Source organism: Fibrobacter sp. UWB7, assembly GCF_900142945.1.
Taxonomy (GTDB): domain Bacteria; phylum Fibrobacterota; class Fibrobacteria; order Fibrobacterales; family Fibrobacteraceae; genus Fibrobacter.
On the sequence record NZ_FRCO01000003.1, the window covers coordinates 368,053 to 383,599 of the forward strand.

Annotated in this window: 15 protein-coding genes and 1 tRNA gene; 13 read left to right on the top strand and 3 right to left on the bottom strand. The window is 50.1% G+C overall.

Annotated features, from left to right (window positions below; genetic code table 11):
- Positions 1-10 precede the first annotated feature (10 nt).
- The 6 genes from BUC30_RS11260 (at position 11) to BUC30_RS11285 (ending at position 5,251) form a co-directional block, all read left to right on the top strand.
- On the top strand, positions 11-460 hold the full coding sequence (locus tag BUC30_RS11260; RefSeq protein ID WP_073424939.1) for a GNAT family N-acetyltransferase: 450 nt from the start codon (positions 11-13) through the stop codon (positions 458-460).
- Positions 461-1,273: an SDR family NAD(P)-dependent oxidoreductase gene (locus tag BUC30_RS11265; protein WP_073424940.1), complete on the top strand. Its 813-nt coding sequence runs from the start codon at positions 461-463 to the stop codon at positions 1,271-1,273. It begins immediately after the preceding gene.
- 72 nt (positions 1,274-1,345) lie between these two features.
- Entirely contained in the window at positions 1,346-2,638 is a 1,293-nt protein-coding gene (gene purD / locus BUC30_RS11270) for a phosphoribosylamine--glycine ligase (protein WP_073424941.1), read from the top strand.
- 14 nt (positions 2,639-2,652) lie between these two features.
- A complete protein-coding gene (gene purE / locus BUC30_RS11275) occupies positions 2,653-3,132 on the top strand; it encodes a 5-(carboxyamino)imidazole ribonucleotide mutase (protein WP_073424942.1) in 480 nt (159 codons plus the stop codon).
- A gap of 114 nt (positions 3,133-3,246) precedes the next feature.
- Positions 3,247-4,143 (top strand): DUF3108 domain-containing protein, encoded by an 897-nt coding sequence (locus tag BUC30_RS11280; protein WP_244536603.1) that lies wholly within the window; start codon positions 3,247-3,249, stop codon positions 4,141-4,143.
- A 124-nt stretch (positions 4,144-4,267) separates the two neighbouring features.
- Entirely contained in the window at positions 4,268-5,251 is a 984-nt protein-coding gene (locus tag BUC30_RS11285; RefSeq protein WP_073424944.1) for a hypothetical protein, read from the top strand.
- Positions 5,252-5,320: 69 nt separating this feature from the next.
- On the opposite strand, the gene BUC30_RS11290 is transcribed toward BUC30_RS11285, so the two are convergent.
- Together BUC30_RS11290 and rimO are read right to left on the bottom strand one after the other, a co-directional pair.
- Positions 5,321-5,392, bottom strand: a tRNA-Arg gene (locus BUC30_RS11290).
- A gap of 101 nt (positions 5,393-5,493) precedes the next feature.
- The gene (gene rimO / locus BUC30_RS11295; protein ID WP_244536604.1) at positions 5,494-6,807 is read right to left on the bottom strand and encodes a 30S ribosomal protein S12 methylthiotransferase RimO; all 1,314 of its coding nucleotides are present in this window, start codon (positions 6,805-6,807) and stop codon (positions 5,494-5,496) included.
- A 188-nt stretch (positions 6,808-6,995) separates the two neighbouring features.
- On the opposite strand from rimO, the gene BUC30_RS11300 reads away from it, so the two are divergent.
- Positions 6,996-7,841: a hypothetical protein gene (locus BUC30_RS11300; protein ID WP_073424946.1), complete on the top strand. Its 846-nt coding sequence runs from the start codon at positions 6,996-6,998 to the stop codon at positions 7,839-7,841.
- A gap of 76 nt (positions 7,842-7,917) precedes the next feature.
- Here BUC30_RS11300 and BUC30_RS11305 read toward each other — a convergent pair whose 3' ends face one another.
- The gene (locus BUC30_RS11305; protein WP_073424947.1) at positions 7,918-8,460 is read right to left on the bottom strand and encodes an SPOR domain-containing protein; all 543 of its coding nucleotides are present in this window, start codon (positions 8,458-8,460) and stop codon (positions 7,918-7,920) included.
- 337 nt (positions 8,461-8,797) lie between these two features.
- Here BUC30_RS11305 and BUC30_RS11310 point away from each other — a divergent pair, with 337 nt between their 5' ends.
- The 6 genes from BUC30_RS11310 to tyrS all read left to right on the top strand — a co-directional run bounded on the left by BUC30_RS11310 (position 8,798) and on the right by tyrS (position 15,539).
- Positions 8,798-10,732 (top strand): SpoIIE family protein phosphatase, encoded by a 1,935-nt coding sequence (locus BUC30_RS11310; protein WP_073424948.1) that lies wholly within the window; start codon positions 8,798-8,800, stop codon positions 10,730-10,732.
- Between the two features lie 107 nt (positions 10,733-10,839).
- Complete coding sequence (gene rpsU / locus BUC30_RS11315; RefSeq protein WP_014546541.1) at positions 10,840-11,049, top strand: 30S ribosomal protein S21; 210 nt, start codon at positions 10,840-10,842, stop codon at positions 11,047-11,049.
- 125 nt (positions 11,050-11,174) lie between these two features.
- On the top strand, positions 11,175-11,645 hold the full coding sequence (locus BUC30_RS11320; RefSeq protein ID WP_073424949.1) for a GatB/YqeY domain-containing protein: 471 nt from the start codon (positions 11,175-11,177) through the stop codon (positions 11,643-11,645).
- 88 nt (positions 11,646-11,733) lie between these two features.
- Complete coding sequence (locus BUC30_RS11325; protein WP_073424950.1) at positions 11,734-13,263, top strand: sigma 54-interacting transcriptional regulator; 1,530 nt, start codon at positions 11,734-11,736, stop codon at positions 13,261-13,263.
- Positions 13,264-13,276: 13 nt separating this feature from the next.
- Positions 13,277-14,167, top strand: coding sequence for a LysR family transcriptional regulator (locus BUC30_RS11330; protein WP_073424951.1), 891 nt, complete (start codon positions 13,277-13,279; stop codon positions 14,165-14,167).
- Between the two features lie 154 nt (positions 14,168-14,321).
- On the top strand, positions 14,322-15,539 hold the full coding sequence (gene tyrS / locus BUC30_RS11335; RefSeq protein ID WP_073424952.1) for a tyrosine--tRNA ligase: 1,218 nt from the start codon (positions 14,322-14,324) through the stop codon (positions 15,537-15,539).
- Positions 15,540-15,547 lie beyond the last annotated feature (8 nt).

Sequence of the window (15,547 nt, forward strand, 5' to 3'; positions counted from 1 at the left end):
TGAAAACTAAATGAAAATTGAAATCGCGACAACCAATGATATTCCCGAACTCATGGAACTGCATGATAGGGCGTTCTTTGCTATTGCTGCAGAAGTAGATTGGCTCGATGCTCCTGGCTTGAAGGAATCTTTGGAACAGGCTTGCGAAGATTTTCCGAAATACATGACGCTAAAGATGCTCTCCGACGAGGGCAAAATTATCGGCTCGGTTCGCGGGCGTGTCGAAGACGGTTCGCTGTATATCGGCCGCTTGATGGTGCTGCCAGAATGCCAGGGCAGGGGATACGGGAAGATTTTGTTCCGCGAAATCCAGAAGGTAATGCCCCACAATCGTGCATGGCTGTTTACCTGCGGCGAAGTCCAGCGCACGGTTTCGTTCTACGAGCGCGAAGGCTTCCGCACATTCCATACGGAACGCTTTGAAAATGGCCACACGTGGATTTCAATGGAGAAGAAGTAAATGCTCGATTATGGCTTGAAAGATAGAGTGGCCCTGATTACGGGGATGAACAATCCGCAGGGGATTGGCGCGACGACGGCGTTTGCCTTTGCACGCGAAGGCGCAAAGCTTGTCTTGGTCTATAAGAAAATTCCGAGAGCGTTTGACAAGAACAAGACTGACAAAAACGGGGCGGACCGGTATTTTGCGGCGAATGCAGGAAATGCCGAGACCGTAGAGAATAAACTCAAAGAAATGGGTGCTGATTTTGTTGTCCTGGAAGCCGACATTTCCAATGAAGATGATGTCAAGATGATCTATGCGGCAACCATTGAACGATTTGGACGTGTCGATATCCTGGTGAACAACGCTGCCGATGGCGATATGGACGGCATTGATACTATCGAGAAAATCACCCAGAAGGTAATTGACGACACCTTTGCGGTCAATGTCCGCGGAAGCGTCTTGATGACAAGGGAATTTGTGAACCATCGCAAAGATTACGGTCGGATTGTCAATATCTCGACGGATGCGGCTCAAGTTTTTGCAGGGCAAATCACCTACGGCGCGAGCAAGGCGACATTGGAAGCACTTACCCGTAGTATAGCCCTTGAAGTCGCAAAGTACGGAATCACGGTGAACTGCGTGGCTCCCGGCCCGACGCAAACGGGCTGGATCGACGAGGATTTGGAAAAGTCGGTCGTTCCGTTAATCCCCATGGGAAAACTGATTCAGCCCGAAGACATTGCCGAAACCATATTGTTCCTCGCCAGCGAACAGGCCAGGATGCTCACCGGGCAGGTCATAAAAGTCTCCGGCGGACACGCTCTTTAGGCATTTCCCCAGAAATCCCAACTGCATAATTTTGCTAAATTATCCTCCGTAAAAAAGCAAAAGGACTCGCTTATGAATATTCTCGTCGTTGGTAGCGGTGGTCGCGAACATGCCATCGCTCTTGCAGTCAAGAAGTCGCCGATGTGCGACACTCTCGTGTGCGCTCCGGGCAACCCGGGCATGGCTAACCTCGGCAAGTGCGTGCCGGTTGATGTGGCCGACCCGAAGGCAATCGCCGACCTCGCCGTTGCTGAAAAGATCGACCTCGCGATTATCGGTCCCGAAATTCCGCTGGTCGCGGGCGTGGTGGATGAATTCCGCCGTCGCGGTCTTCGCGCTTTCGGCCCGACAGCGGCTGCTGCCGCGCTCGAAGGCTCCAAGGCCTTCAGTAAGGATATCATGAAGAAGTACGGCGTGCCGACGGCAGCCTTCGAGACCTTTACCGATCTCGCTTCTGCCAAGAAGTTCCTTGCCGAACACCCGGCTCCGATCGTGGTGAAGGCGTCGGGTCTCGCTGCGGGCAAGGGCGCCATCGTTTGCATGACCGACAAGGAAGCGAACGACGCTGTCGAAGAAATGCTCGGTGACAAGGCCGTCTTCGGTGAATCCGGCAAGACAGTCGTGATTGAAGAATTCATGGACGGCGAAGAAGCCTCCATCTTCGTGGTTTGCGATGGCAAGGATTACGTGATTCTCTCTTCTGCCCAGGACCACAAGCGCGTCTTTGACGACGACAAGGGCCCGAACACGGGTGGCATGGGCGCCTACAGCCCGGCTCCGGTTGTTACCGACGCTCTCCTCGACGAAGTGAAGGCTAAGATTATTGAACCGACCCTCAAGGGCATGGCCGCCGAAGGCAAGCCCTACACGGGCGTGCTCTACGTGGGCATCATGGTGACTGCGAAGGGCCCGAAGGTCGTGGAATACAACTGCCGCCTCGGCGACCCCGAATGCCAGATTGTGCTCCCGCTCTATGACGGCGACGTGCTCGCGTTGTTCGATGCAGCCGAAAAGGGTGAACTCGCCAAGCTCGGTGCCCCGAAGGCTCCGAAGGGCAGCTCCGCAATCGTCGTGCTCGCAAGCGCCGGTTATCCTGGCTCCTACGAAAAGGGCAAGGTTGTCACGGGTATCGAAGAAGCCGAAAAGAACGGCGCCCAGGTGCTCCATGCCGGTACCAAGATGGTCGATGGCAAGCTTGTGACCAACGGTGGCCGCGTGTTTGGTGTGGTGGGCCATGGCGAAACGCTCCAGGCCGCTCTCGACATCGCTTACGAAGCCGCCGAAAAGGTTCAGTTCGAAGGCAAGTTCTACCGCAAGGATATCGGCAAGAAGGGACTCGCCCGTCTTGCGAAAATGGGCAAATAAAAAAGGAATTGAAAATGCAGATTAATGAAGTTCCGAATGCAAAGGTCGGTATCGTTGCGGGTAGCAAGTCCGACCAGGAAACTGTAGACAAGATTACCGCGGTGCTCGACCAGTTCGGCATCACGTGGGAATACAACATCCTCTCTGCACACCGCACCCCGAATGCGACCGCGAAGTATGCTCGCGAAGCCGCCGGGCGAGGCCTCCAGGTCCTCATCGGTGTTGCTGGCCTCGCTGCAGCCCTCCCGGGAGTGCTCGCAGGGCACACGATTCTTCCGGTCATTGGCCTGCCCTGCGCCGGCGGCCCGCTCAACGGCGTCGATGCATTGCACTCCATCGTGCAAATGCCCCCGGGAATCCCGGTGGCCACGGTCGGCATCGGCAACGGCAAGAATGCCGGTTACCTCGCCGCCCACATCGTCGCCCTCTCTGACGCAAGCGTCCGCGAAAAGCTCGTCGCTTACCGCAAGGGTCTCGGTGACATCGAAGGCTAAGCCTTTTATTCCCATCTAGAATAAAAAACAGAGCGCCTGTGCGGTTTCCGCGGGCGTTCTTTTATATATTGTCCTTATCTTAAATTTTATTCATAACAAAGAGTATTGGGGCTTATGTTTTATCGTGCTTTGAAAAGTGTTTTGCTGTTTGCGCTTACTTTGTCGATTTCGTCTATGGCGGCGGAGTCTCTGGCTTCGTCCTCGTCCGCGCAGTCCAAAAGCGCGGCGACTCTCGAATCGACATCTCCAAGCATCCAGTCGTCCTCAAGTGCTAGTGTCCCTGCTAAGCCGCTCTCCAAGTGGCAGACCCTTCCTGAAATCAACGCCCCGTGGATGAAAGGCGAACGTCTGGAATACGAACTCAGCTGGGGCTTTATTACGGCTGGCTATGCTACGCTCGAGGTCAAACCTCGCAAAGACGGCAAGACCGAATTCCTGACTTTTGCAACAGCCAACAAGACGGTCAATAAATTCTACCCGGTACACGATACCGTCTATACGCTTGTCCGCAACAAGGGACTCATGACGGATGTTTTCCGCAAGTCACTTCATGAGGGAACATTCCATAACAAGTCGCTTATCCGTTTCAATCGCGATGGTAAAAAGGCGGTCCTTTCCGATACAGTCTTTAAGGACCCTGTCAATCATTATGTAAAGCGCTCGGCCGATACTTCTGTGACTATCGAAGGGCTCGAACACAGCATTATGTCGGCGTTCTACCTTGTGCGTACCCTTCCTCTCAAAGAGGGTTCGACTTCTCGCTTTTCGGCTGTGAGTGGGGAAAAACGCTACGAACTCAAAGTTGTCATCCACAAGCGCGAAAAGATTAAAACGGATCTTGGCGAGTTCAATACGGTCAAGGTGGAGCCTGTTTTGGATGGCGATGGCATTTTCAAATCCAGCGGTCGCATTTTTATCTGGTTTACCGATGACGAAAGGCGTCTTCCGGTGCTCATGCAGTGCGAAATTAAGCTCGGAAGTATTAAAGCGACGTTGACTAAGCTCAAATAGTCGTACTAGAATCTTACGAAATTGTAAAATCAAACGAAAAAACAACTTTTACATGAAGTTTTTGTAAAAATCTTGGATAAAAAGTTATATTCCAAGCGAGGTTATTTATCTGAGGCTTTTTTAAATGCTGAAAAAATTGTTGTTGCTGTTGTGTCTATCGAGTTTGGTTGCATGGGCTGCTCCTTCAAAAGGGCGTAAGGCTAAGTCTAAAAAGGCTACTCCTGTAGCCGAACAAACGGTTGAAGCTCCTGCTGCACCGGCAGAATCTGATGACGGATTTATGTCTGTTGCCGAAAGTTCCTCTTCTACAAAGGTCGCTGATGATGACGAAGAGGAAAATGTTGAAGCCTCTATGGCTGGCATGAATGCCGCTCAGAGACAAGACTATCTCGCTCGTAAAAAGTTCGAAGAAGAACAGCGTCTGGATGAATATGCAAACTCCGAACGCCGTCGTGACTGGTTGAAAGACCGTCTTATTTTCGAATTGGGCCTTGGTTCCCGTATGCCGTTCATGGGTGAATCTGGCATGGGCATGGGCTTGGGCGCTGGCATTGAATACATTACCCGCTGGCATATTGCCGCCTTTGCTTCTTTTGGTTTCTTGCCGAAAGTCAAGGATAGCGAATTTGACTACATGGAACTTGAAGGTGGTACGGGCTATAAGATTGGTATTAGCTACTACTTCTTCCCGAAGATTCCTATCCATTTGGGCTTGTCCGCTTCTTATGGTACGGTCTATTTCGACCACGATATGGAACCGGATGAAAATGGTCTCCGTAGCTTGATTTCTGTAAAGGGTTACCAGTTCGATATCTTGATATCTTACCTCTCGAACGAATGGTATTATTTGCAGTTTGCTTTCGGTATGTACTATGCTCCGGATTTGGGCAAGTCTCCTGAAAAGAACCCGAGCTTCAAGAAGACCAAAGATTCCAGAACCGAAGTTGAAGATACTTATGCCTCTCGTGTCGTGAACAAGCCTGATGGCATGGATAAGACAGGCATCGTGTTCGGTGTGACGATTGGTTTTGCTTTGCCGGAATTCTTCCCGGATGATACCGAAAAGCGTCGCCGTCAGCGTGAAAAGGAACGCAAGAACGCCAAGTAATTTGCGCTTAGCTTAAATGCTAAAAAGCCCGCCAGTTCATCGAACGGCGGGCTTTTTGTTTGCTTTTAATACCCATGTCCGGAATCGAACCGGAATACCTTCCTTCGGAGGGAAGGACACTATCCATTGTGATACACGGGCGTGAGCCACTAAGGCGGGTATAATATAGTAAAGTTGCGGCTTTGCCGCCTTACTTTAACCTAATAACTAATAACTAATGACTATTGACTATTGACTATTGACTAGTCTACAATCTTCACCACAAGTTCATGCGGTTCGGCATCGACCACAAGTGCGTTGTGGAATTCTCCAACGTCGCCGTCGCCTTCGATGACCTTCACGATATCGTCGTTTTCCATCGAGTTGCCTTCCGTGCGGCCATAGAAGTGGTATTCGCTTTCTTCAGCAACCTGGTCGATGATGATACGAACCGTCTTTCCGATCATATTCTCAGCGTATTCGGCGGCAAGTTCTTCCTGGTAGTCCGTGACCGCTTCGAGCCTTGCGCGGGCGTCGCTTTCATCCACGGCGGGAAGGTCCATTTCCATCACCGGAGTGCCTTCTTCGGGGCTGAACACAAAGCCGCCCAAATGGTCGAATTGCACGTCCTGCAAAAGTTCCATCAGCTCTTCAAAATCTTCGTGCGTTTCGCCGGGGAATCCGACGAGCACTGTGCTGCGGAGTGTCACGCCCGGGATGCGTTCGCGAATCTTGTGCAAAAGGTCAACAAGTTCCTTTTTGCGGTAGTTGCGCTTCATGTTCTTGAGCATTTTGTCGCTTGCATGCTGGATAGGCATGTCCACGTACTTCACGAGGCGCGGTTCGTTTGCCATCAAGTCTAGAAGTTCATCGTCCACGAACATCGGGTACCAATAGAGCATACGGATCCACGGGATGTTCGTGTTGTCAAGCAGTGCACGCAAAAGTTCAACAAGCGTGCCGCCTTTTTTGCCCTTTTCACGTCCAAAGTAAGTCGTGTCCTGTGCAATCAAAGTAATTTCCTTGACGCCCTGCGCTTCGAGGTCCTTCGCTTCTGCTACGATATCATCGATGGAACGGGAATCCTGCTTGCCGCGAATCAGCGGGATGGCGCAGTAGGCGCAACGACGGTTGCAGCCTTCCGCAATTTTCAGATAAGCGTGATGGCTGAATCCGCCCAAGTTCATGCGGGGGAGGTTCTCGGCGTCACAGCTCTGTGGAGCGACAATGCCCATTTTCTTCAGAAGTTCGCCCGGCTTGTACGTGCCGACCCAGTAGTCCACCTCGGGCAGTTCCTTCATCAGCTCTTCACCATAGCGGCCGCTCAGGCAGCCCGAAACAATCAGTTTCTGCTTTGCCTTCTTTGCCTTAGCTTGCGCAAGGATCGCATTGATGGATTCTTCCTTGGCGGCTTCGATGAACCCGCACGTGTTCACGAGGATGTAGTCCGCCTTCCCGGCGGTATCACAGGTCGCAAAACCTGCATGGAGCATTTCGCCGACGAGATTTTCTGCATCGACCTGATTTTTAGCGCATCCGAGATGCACGACAAAGACTTTTGGCTTTTTTGTAGGCATATCCCAAATATAGAATTTGGGGCAAGCCCTTAAAATCCCTCAAAATCAATAAGAGGATGGATTTTTGAACTTCTTTGAATCAATAGTTTTGAGCTATATCCTTTATTTGTACTTTAAATGAGATAGTTTGTTAAATTTATTAAAAACTTTACTACATTAATCTTAGGATTTTAAAATGAGGATTTTTTATGAAAAAGCTTATTCTTGCATCTGCAATTACGCTTGCGCTTGCTGCTTGCGGTGACGATAGCAGTAGCCCGACTTCTTCAAACGGATCTCAAGGAACACAGGGAACTCAGGGTGCTCAGGGACAGGCGAGTTGCACAGTGTCTACAACCGGCAATTCGGTGACTGTCGTACAGGTCATGCCTGGTACGGGATCCTATACTTCGACTGCCACAAAATACGATTCGCGTTATTCGAGTATCAAGTCTGAATACGTGTATTTTAATGATGTTGATGCTGCGTCGGAATGCGCCCGCATGCAAGATGATGCCTCTGAATGGAAGGACGGCTCGATGAAAGTCCGTTGTTCAGGCAATACAATTTATGTCGATGAGGTCGATGAAGGTGATTTGGATGATTATGAGGCCGATTTCAGGGAAAATTGCGATAATTTCCTGAGAAGGTATCAAAGTAGTGCTACTTCGACGTCTACAAGCACTACGAGCTCAGAATTTATGTGCAAGGTAACCCATACGGACAATTCTGTTACTATCGTTCAGTCTTATAAAGGCGAGGGCTTTGAAGAGACGACGACATTCTATCCCAATGAAGATCCTATAGGCGTGCGCACGATTACGTTTGCAGATCCGGTTGTTGCTGCCGAAGAATGCGAAGAAGAAAAGGAAGAAGCTGCATATTCCACAAACAGCTTGTATAACGTGGAATGCAGTAGCAATGCGGTTATCATTACCAAGCGCGTTAAAGATGAAGATTATTTTGGCTTGAGCGGCTATATCGAGTATTATAATGCCTGGTGTAAGGATCAGGAACGTCGATTGAAAAACGGCGAAATTGATATGTACATCTAGGTAAACCGAAAAAAGAATAATGTTAAAAAGGCTCCGCAAGTTGCGGGGCCTTTAACAGTTCGTTGCTTTTGTAAAATTACATGTCTTCGCTTGCGCCGGGCTGGCCAATGCGGTCGTTCTTGCGGTTGTCCACCCAACCGGCATAACCCTGCGGTGCGAGGACTTCCTTGCCAAACTGCTGAGCGTTTGCAATCGTGGAGAAGTATCCGACACGTACACGGTAGAACGTGCCTTCGAGTTCACCCGGATTTTCGACTTCGGCGACGTATGCCTTGATGCCCTGGTCAGAGAGCTTGCTCACGACGCTGTTGGCGGCTCTCTTGGATGCCTGGATGCTTACCTGGATGACGAACGGACCGGAGGATTCCTGTTCGACGCTAGAGACCGGTGAAGCTTTTTCTGCTGGAACAGCCTTTTCTTCGCTAAGAGATTGGATTGGAACGAGTGCCGGTTCTTCCTGGGCCGGTTCCGGTGCGGCTTCCTGTACGGGAGCTGTTTCTTCGACGGCTGGTTTTACTTCGGCTTGAGGAGTAGTTTTTTCTTCCTTGCTACCGCAGGCGGAAAGTAAGGCGCATGAAAGGGTTATTGCCCCGATTAACGATACCGATTGCAGCTTCATTGGTGTACTCCGATTTGAAAATTTTAATGGCTTTGGCTGTTTGGAATATTCTTACAAAGAATATACATAAGTCTTTGATACTTCGCAAGTTACGAAGATTTGTTTTGACGAAAATTAATGAAATTTTACATAAAATTACGCGAAAAAAGCAAGTTTTTACCTATATTTAGTGCTCAAATGTTTAATGGTTTTGGGCTTGTCGATTTTGCTTGCTTTGGTGGTGTCTTTATTCGACAAAAATTTATTTGAGCTCCTACACAAGTCTCGTTAAGTTACATATATTTTTGCATGTAATAAAAAACAATTTTTGTTATAGCAAAAAGAAAAGGTTTTCCTTATGGGCTTCAATATGCACGGACTGGCATTCAAACAGTCCATGATGACCCTAGTCGGTTTCAGCATCGTGTTCGCGACGCTGTTTGGGGTTCTCAGTTTTAAGGTGCAAAGCGAGCTTTCGACGTTGCTCACGGAAAAGGGCGAAGAGATTAGTCTTGCGAATGTCGCCATCATTGAAAATCTTTTCGAAAAGGGTAAAAAGCTCGGCGATGAATATGCCGAAGTGCTTGGTAAGGAGATGCTTTCGGGGAAGGATCTCGACGACTTCTTGACCCAGGCAGTCTTTGATGCCCGCCAGACGCTTCCGCAGGTGCTTGCGGTGGTGGTCGCTTACGAGCCGGGAATGGCTCCCAAGGCTAAATGGCATCAGGAGGTCATGCGCCTTGCCCAGTATTCGGGTAACGAAATCAAGCTCATGAAGGGCAAGGACTACTTCGAAAAAACTTGGTACAAGAGCACCAAGAACTTGCAGAAGGGCCTTTGGCAGGAACCGTTCGTCGGAGACTTTATCAAGGAACCGATTGCGATTTACACCGCCCCTATTTACCAAAAGGATGCCTATGGGAATACTGTTTTTGCTGGCGTTCTTTGTGTCGATATGTCCATTGCATTCCTCAAGGAAACGGTGGCGTCGATTCCCGTGTCGAACTCGGGTTACGTCGTTGTGCTGTCCGCGAACAATACCATTATCGCGCACCCCAAGAACGAGATTGTTTTCAAGGAAAACTTGTCGGATCTGTCTGTAGGAATGGGTTCGCAGACGGTTACGGAATTCGAAAAGACTGTACAGAGCATGAAGAAGGGCCTCTTTATGGGGACTACTGCTGAAGGGAAGGAAGCGGTTATTTATTTCAAGGCGATGGAGTCGAATGGTTGGACGTTCATGATTGTGTGGCCTGCGCACGAATTCATGGAAAGCCAGCGCTCTCTGGAAAAGATGTTTGCTTGGATGAGTGCTGCCGGCTATGTCGTGATGCTGCTCCTAATATTCGTGATTTCGACTAGGGTGTCCCGTCCGCTTAAGGAACTTGCCGTGGCGGCGAACAAGATGGGGCAGGGCGATTTTGATGTGGCAATTCCGCACCTTTCGGGGCGTGACGAGATTGCCCAGTTCGGTTGGGCGTTCTTGAACATGCGCACCTCGCTCAAGGAGCACATGGAAAAGCAGAAGGACCTGGACCGCATCGAAAGCGAACTTGACTTTGCGAAGGATATCCAGATCGGGTTCCTGTCGATGGATGAAAAGGAAGAAGGCTCTGAAGATCCGTACCACGAGCTGACTCCGTTCCTTTTGCCGGCGAAGGAAGTCGGCGGTGATTTCTACGATTTCTTCAAATTGGACGACGGACGTCTATGCGTGGTCGTAGGTGATGTTTCGGGCAAGGGCGTGCCTGCCGCGTTGTTCATGATGGTTTCGCGCATTGTACTGCGAACGATGGCGCAGAACTTGAAGTCTGTTGTTGAGACCTTTGAAAGGGCGAACTATGAGCTTGCCAAGCGCAATCGTGCGAACATGTTCGTGACGGTCTGGATGGGCATTGTCGATTTGAAGACCGGACATGTGGAGTTTGCTTCGGCTGGGCATAACCCGCCGGTCATCCGCCACAAGGATGGCTCTGCTGAATTTGCGAAGAGCAAGGCTGGAGTCGTCATGGCGGCAATGGAGAACTCTCACTACAAGATGCAGACGCTCGAACTAGCTCCGGGCGATACGTTGTTCCTCTACACGGATGGAGTGACGGAAGCGACCAACGAGCATAATGAGCTGTTCGGCAACGATAGGTTGCTCGATGCACTTACGCATGGCGGTGGAAAAGGCACCAAGGAAATGTGCCGCTTTGTCAAACGCCAAATTGATGCGTTTACAAGGAAAGCGTCGCAGTTTGACGACATTACCATGCTTGCAATGGAATATAAAGGGGGTAATGGTATTTAACCGGAAAGCACTCGGGAATGTGCTTACAAAATGTTACCCTTGACAGAAACCAAATATTTAGGTATATTTGGCTATCAAAAAAATGAAATTTTAACCAAAGGATTATCGTGATCGGCGTTATTGTTAAGTCCAACGAACCTTTCGAACGCGCTCTCAAGCGTTTCACCAAGTCTTGCGAAAAGAATGGTATCATTTCCGACGTCAAGAAGCGTCAGCGTTTCGAAAAGCCCTCCGAAGAAAAGAAGCGTATTGAAACGGCTGCTCGTCGCAAGCGTCTCAAAGAGATTGCTGACCAGAACCGCAAGCGTCTCTACTAATTCGATTCCTTAATCGGACTTTGTTAAGCTTTAATGAGTTGTCAGCTTGCGCTGATGACTCATTAGGTGTTTTATAACAAATCTTCATCGCTTGGAGCGAAGCGTTATAATCGCTCGAGGTCAATATGAGTTGTGCTTTGCTTACCCAGATTCTCGACGACATCAAGACAGCCATGAAGGCTCACGATGCCGAAACTCTCGGAACTCTTCGTACGCTCCATTCTGACATCAAGAACGAAGCTATGAAGTCTGGTGCCACTCCGGCACAGATTACCGAAAGCATTACCGATGCCATGTGCATCGACGTTCTCGCCAAGAGCGTGAAGCAGAAACAGGAATCCATCGAAATCCTCAAGAAGGGCGGATTCCTGGACAAGATCCCGGCGGAAGAAGCTGTCATCGCCATTTACCGCAAGTACATGCCGGCCGAGATGACCGAAGACGAAGTCAAGGCTCTCATCGCCGAAATCAAGGCTGCAACGGGCGCCTCTTCTCCGAAGGACATGGGAAAGATCATGAAGGAACTTTCCCCGAAGGTCAAGGGTCGTTTTGACGCCAAGCGCGCATCCGCCCTCGTTCAAGAAGCGTTGAAGTAACGCTACGCTTCCAGCCACGCTTTGTCATGCCCGCCTCCGAGCGGGCATCTCCTTTTTATACGGCTTAAAAAATTTATATTCTTAGTCCATGTCTACGACTCACGCCAAGATTCAAGAACTAGAGCTGCTCTACAAGATCAGCTCCATTTTGAACCAGAGTCTTGATTTTGAAACGGTGGCGCATCCTGTATTGCAGACCGTCGAATCGGTGATGGGCGTTGAACATGCCACTCTCACTTTGTACAATCGCCACACGGGCGAAATTTCCATCGAAATTGCAGAAGGCTTGAGCAGCCGCCAGGCGAGCAAGGGCCGCTATAAAGTGGGCGAAGGTATTACCGGCCGTGTTGTCGAAACGGGTAAACCGATTATCATCCCGTCCGTTGCGAAAGATCCGGATTTCTTGGACCGCACGGGCCGTGGTAAGACTGAGGACAAGGCGTTCCTTTGTGTTCCGATTATCATGGAGCAGGAAGTCGTTGGCGCCTTGAGTGCCGACGAACATAATCCCGATGAGGCAAACCTCAACGATCAGATTCATTTGCTCGAAATTATCGCGCAGATGCTTGCGACTGCTGTGAAACTCCGCCGCCAGGCACGAGAAGAAAACGAAATCCTCAAGGCCGAAAACGAACGCATGGCAATGGAACTCAAGGCGCGTTTCCAGCCGGACAATATCATCGGTAAAACGCCCGAGATGCAACAGGTTTATACGCAAATTGACCAGGTGGCTCGAAGCCCGCTTCCTGCGTTAATCGTGGGCGAGGTGGGGACTGGTAAAGGTCTTGTTGCAGAAGCTATTCATTTCCGTTCAGACCGCAATTTAGGGCCGTTTGTGCGAGTGCATTGCGCGGCTCTTCCGGAGTCCGTTCTGGACCGGGAACTTTTCGGTAGCGAAAAGGGCGCCTTGGTTGGCGTCGTCAACGAGGCGCCGGGCCGCGTAGAGCAGGCTGAAGGCGGAACACTTTTCCTCGATGAAGTTGCGGAACTCACGCCGAATTTGCAGATAAAGTTGCTTCGCCTTTTGCAACAGGGCGAAATGGAGCGCGTAGGCGCTCGCTTCCCGAAAAAAGTGAACGTGCGCGTGATTTGCGCGACCACCAAAAACTTGCAGCAGATGGTCTCGGATGGAACTTTCCGCGAAGACTTGTACTACCAGCTTCACATCGTTCCGATTTACGTGCCGCCTCTGCGCAAACGCCGTACCGACATTGTGCTCTTGGCGGATTACTTTGTTGACCATTACTGCCGATTGGTGGGTAAAAACGTGCGTCGCCTTGCTCGCGGTACGATTGAAATGCTCATGAGCTACCCGTGGCCGGGCAATGTGCGCGAACTCGAAAATGCGATTGAACGTGCGGTGCTCTTGACCGAAGAAGATGTCATTTACCCGCATCACTTTCCGCCGACAATCCAGACCGACGAAACGAGTGGAACACCTGTGAGTGGAAACCTCAAGCTCATGGTCGAAGCGTACGAACGCGACATCATTTGCGATGCTCTCAAGAGTAGCAAGGGCAAAATGGCCGCCGCTGCTCGCAGTCTTTCGACCACCCCGCGCATCCTCACTTACAAAATCAAACAGCTCGGCATCGACCTCACCGCCTTCAGCAAATAGTATATTTCCCTTTATGGAACTGACTCAGCTAAAATACTTCTTGGAGGTGGCGCGCACAGAGCATGTCACGCAAAGTGCAAAGAACCTCTGCATCGTCCAGCCGGCACTCACGCAAGCCATTCACAAGCTCGAAGATGAACTGGGTGTTTCTCTGTTCAAAAATTCCGGGCGTAACATTAAGCTCACCGATAGCGGGAAGTTCTTTTACGAAAAGCTTCAGCCGCTCTACGAGAATATGATGGCGCTCCCTGCGCTCCTTAAGGAAATGTCTGATAAGCAGAACAACAACGTCAAACTGAACGTTCTTGCGGCTTCTACGCTTATTACTAGTGCCGTGATTGAGTACAAACGCAGTAATTCCGACATTGACGTGGACATTGTGCAGAACGAAGAAACGAGCGTCTTTGATATTTGTGTTCGCACTTACGCAAACTACAGACCGGAACTTGATAACACCGAAAGTGACGAAACGTTTGTCCATTCCGAAAAGATTTATCTCGCAGTCCCGAATACGGCGCAGTACAAAAAGCTCGATTCCATTTCGCTCTTTGATTTGAAAGACGAAAAGTTCATCCGTCTTTACGGTTCCAAACAGTATCGCCAGATTTGTAACGAACTCTGCGATAGCATTGGATTCCATACAAATGTCACATTTGAAAGTGATAACGCTGCGGTAGTCAAGGAAGCTGTTGCTGCAGGCATTGGTGTGGGTTTTTGGCCGGAACTTTCATGGGGAAAGATGGACCATAAGCGCGTCAAGCTTCTTGAAATCACCGATACGGATTTCAAGCGCGATATCGTGGTTTCGCTCCGTCGCAATAAGCAGGACAATTCTAAAACGGAACAATTCTACAATTTTTTGACGAAGTACATTCTCCAGCGCCAATCTAAAAAGCGAAAATAATATAGCTGCTTATTGCTGAAAATGATGATTTTGAAGCATAGTCTTGCGTTATGCGACATCTCTAATGACTAATGACCAATAACCAATAACTACTAATTGCTATCTTTACCCCGTAAATTAACTAACAACTATCAACTATTAACTAGTAACTAAAATGCAATTCCGTCCTGTTAAAGAACAGCTTGAAATTTTGATGCGCGGCGTGACCGACATCGTGCCGCAAGATGAACTCGAAAAGAAACTCCAGAAGTCCTACGAAACGGGTAAGCCCCTCCGTATCAAGATGGGTGTGGACCCGACGGCTCCGGACGTTCACTTCGGTCATACGGTCGTGATGCGCAAGCTCCGCCAGTTCCAGGACCTCGGTCATACGGTCGTCCTCATCGTGGGTGACTACACCGCGCAGATTGGTGACCCGAGCGGCCGCAACAAGGCTCGTCCGCGTCTCACGCACGAACAGGTTCTCGAAAACGCCAAGGAATATCAGGAACAGTTCTTCAAGGTTGTCCGTCGCGAACAGGTCGAAATCCACTACAACGGCGAATGGTTCTCCAAGCTCCCGTTCAGCAAGGTCACGGAACTCATGGGCCAGTTCACAGTCGCCCAGATGCTCGAACGCGAAGACTTCCACAACCGCTATACAGCAAACACGCCGATCAGCCTCCACGAATTCATGTATCCGATGATGCAGGGCTACGATTCCGTTGCTATCCAGAGTGACGTGGAACTCGGCGGCACCGACCAGAAGTTCAACGTGCTCCGTGGTCGCGACCTTCAGATTTTTGAAGGCATGGAACCGCAGATTGGTCTCTTCATGCCGATTTTGCTCGGTACAGATGGCAAGGTCAAGATGTCCAAGTCCATCGGCAACTACGTTGGTCTTAACGAACCGGCTGACGTGATGTACCACAAGATTTACAGCCTCTCCGACAATATTGTCGAGAACTGGTTCGAACTTTTGACGAACATCCCGCTCGAAGAAGTCAAGCAGATGATGGCTGACATTGCCGCTGGCAAGATGAACCCGAACGATGCTAAGCACCGCCTCGCTATCGACATCGTGACGCAGTACTATGGTGCCGAAGCTGCCGAAGCCGCTGCCGCCAAGGAACGCGAAATCCACAGCGGTAATGCTATCCCGAGTGATGCTCTCGAATGCTCTGTCGATGCTGGTACTTATGGCGCTCTCGACTTGCTCGTGAACATTAAGGCGTTTGCTTCTAAGGGCGAAGCCCGCCGCATGGTGCAGAACGGCGGTGTGAAGATTGGTGGCGAAAAGCTCGCTGATCCGCAAGCCCAGATTGAAATCAAGGGTGGCGACCAACTCGTTGTCCAGGTGGGCAAGCGCAAGTTCTTCAAGGTGAACTTCTAAGGTAAGCG

Bases quoted from the DNA above. Each gene is read 5' to 3' on its own strand.
- BUC30_RS11260 (WP_073424939.1), top strand. From the start codon at position 11: ATGAAAATTGAAATCGCGACAACCAATGATATTCCCGAACTCATGGAA.
- BUC30_RS11265 (WP_073424940.1), top strand. From the start codon at position 461: ATGCTCGATTATGGCTTGAAAGATAGAGTGGCCCTGATTACGGGGATG.
- purD (WP_073424941.1), top strand. From the start codon at position 1,346: ATGAATATTCTCGTCGTTGGTAGCGGTGGTCGCGAACATGCCATCGCT.
- purE (WP_073424942.1), top strand. From the start codon at position 2,653: ATGCAGATTAATGAAGTTCCGAATGCAAAGGTCGGTATCGTTGCGGGT.
- BUC30_RS11280 (WP_244536603.1), top strand. From the start codon at position 3,247: ATGTTTTATCGTGCTTTGAAAAGTGTTTTGCTGTTTGCGCTTACTTTG.
- BUC30_RS11285 (WP_073424944.1), top strand. From the start codon at position 4,268: ATGCTGAAAAAATTGTTGTTGCTGTTGTGTCTATCGAGTTTGGTTGCA.
- rimO (WP_244536604.1), bottom strand. From the start codon at position 6,807: ATGCCTACAAAAAAGCCAAAAGTCTTTGTCGTGCATCTCGGATGCGCT.
- BUC30_RS11300 (WP_073424946.1), top strand. From the start codon at position 6,996: ATGAAAAAGCTTATTCTTGCATCTGCAATTACGCTTGCGCTTGCTGCT.
- BUC30_RS11305 (WP_073424947.1), bottom strand. From the start codon at position 8,460: ATGAAGCTGCAATCGGTATCGTTAATCGGGGCAATAACCCTTTCATGC.
- BUC30_RS11310 (WP_073424948.1), top strand. From the start codon at position 8,798: ATGGGCTTCAATATGCACGGACTGGCATTCAAACAGTCCATGATGACC.
- BUC30_RS11320 (WP_073424949.1), top strand. From the start codon at position 11,175: ATGAGTTGTGCTTTGCTTACCCAGATTCTCGACGACATCAAGACAGCC.
- BUC30_RS11325 (WP_073424950.1), top strand. From the start codon at position 11,734: ATGTCTACGACTCACGCCAAGATTCAAGAACTAGAGCTGCTCTACAAG.
- BUC30_RS11330 (WP_073424951.1), top strand. From the start codon at position 13,277: ATGGAACTGACTCAGCTAAAATACTTCTTGGAGGTGGCGCGCACAGAG.
- tyrS (WP_073424952.1), top strand. From the start codon at position 14,322: ATGCAATTCCGTCCTGTTAAAGAACAGCTTGAAATTTTGATGCGCGGC.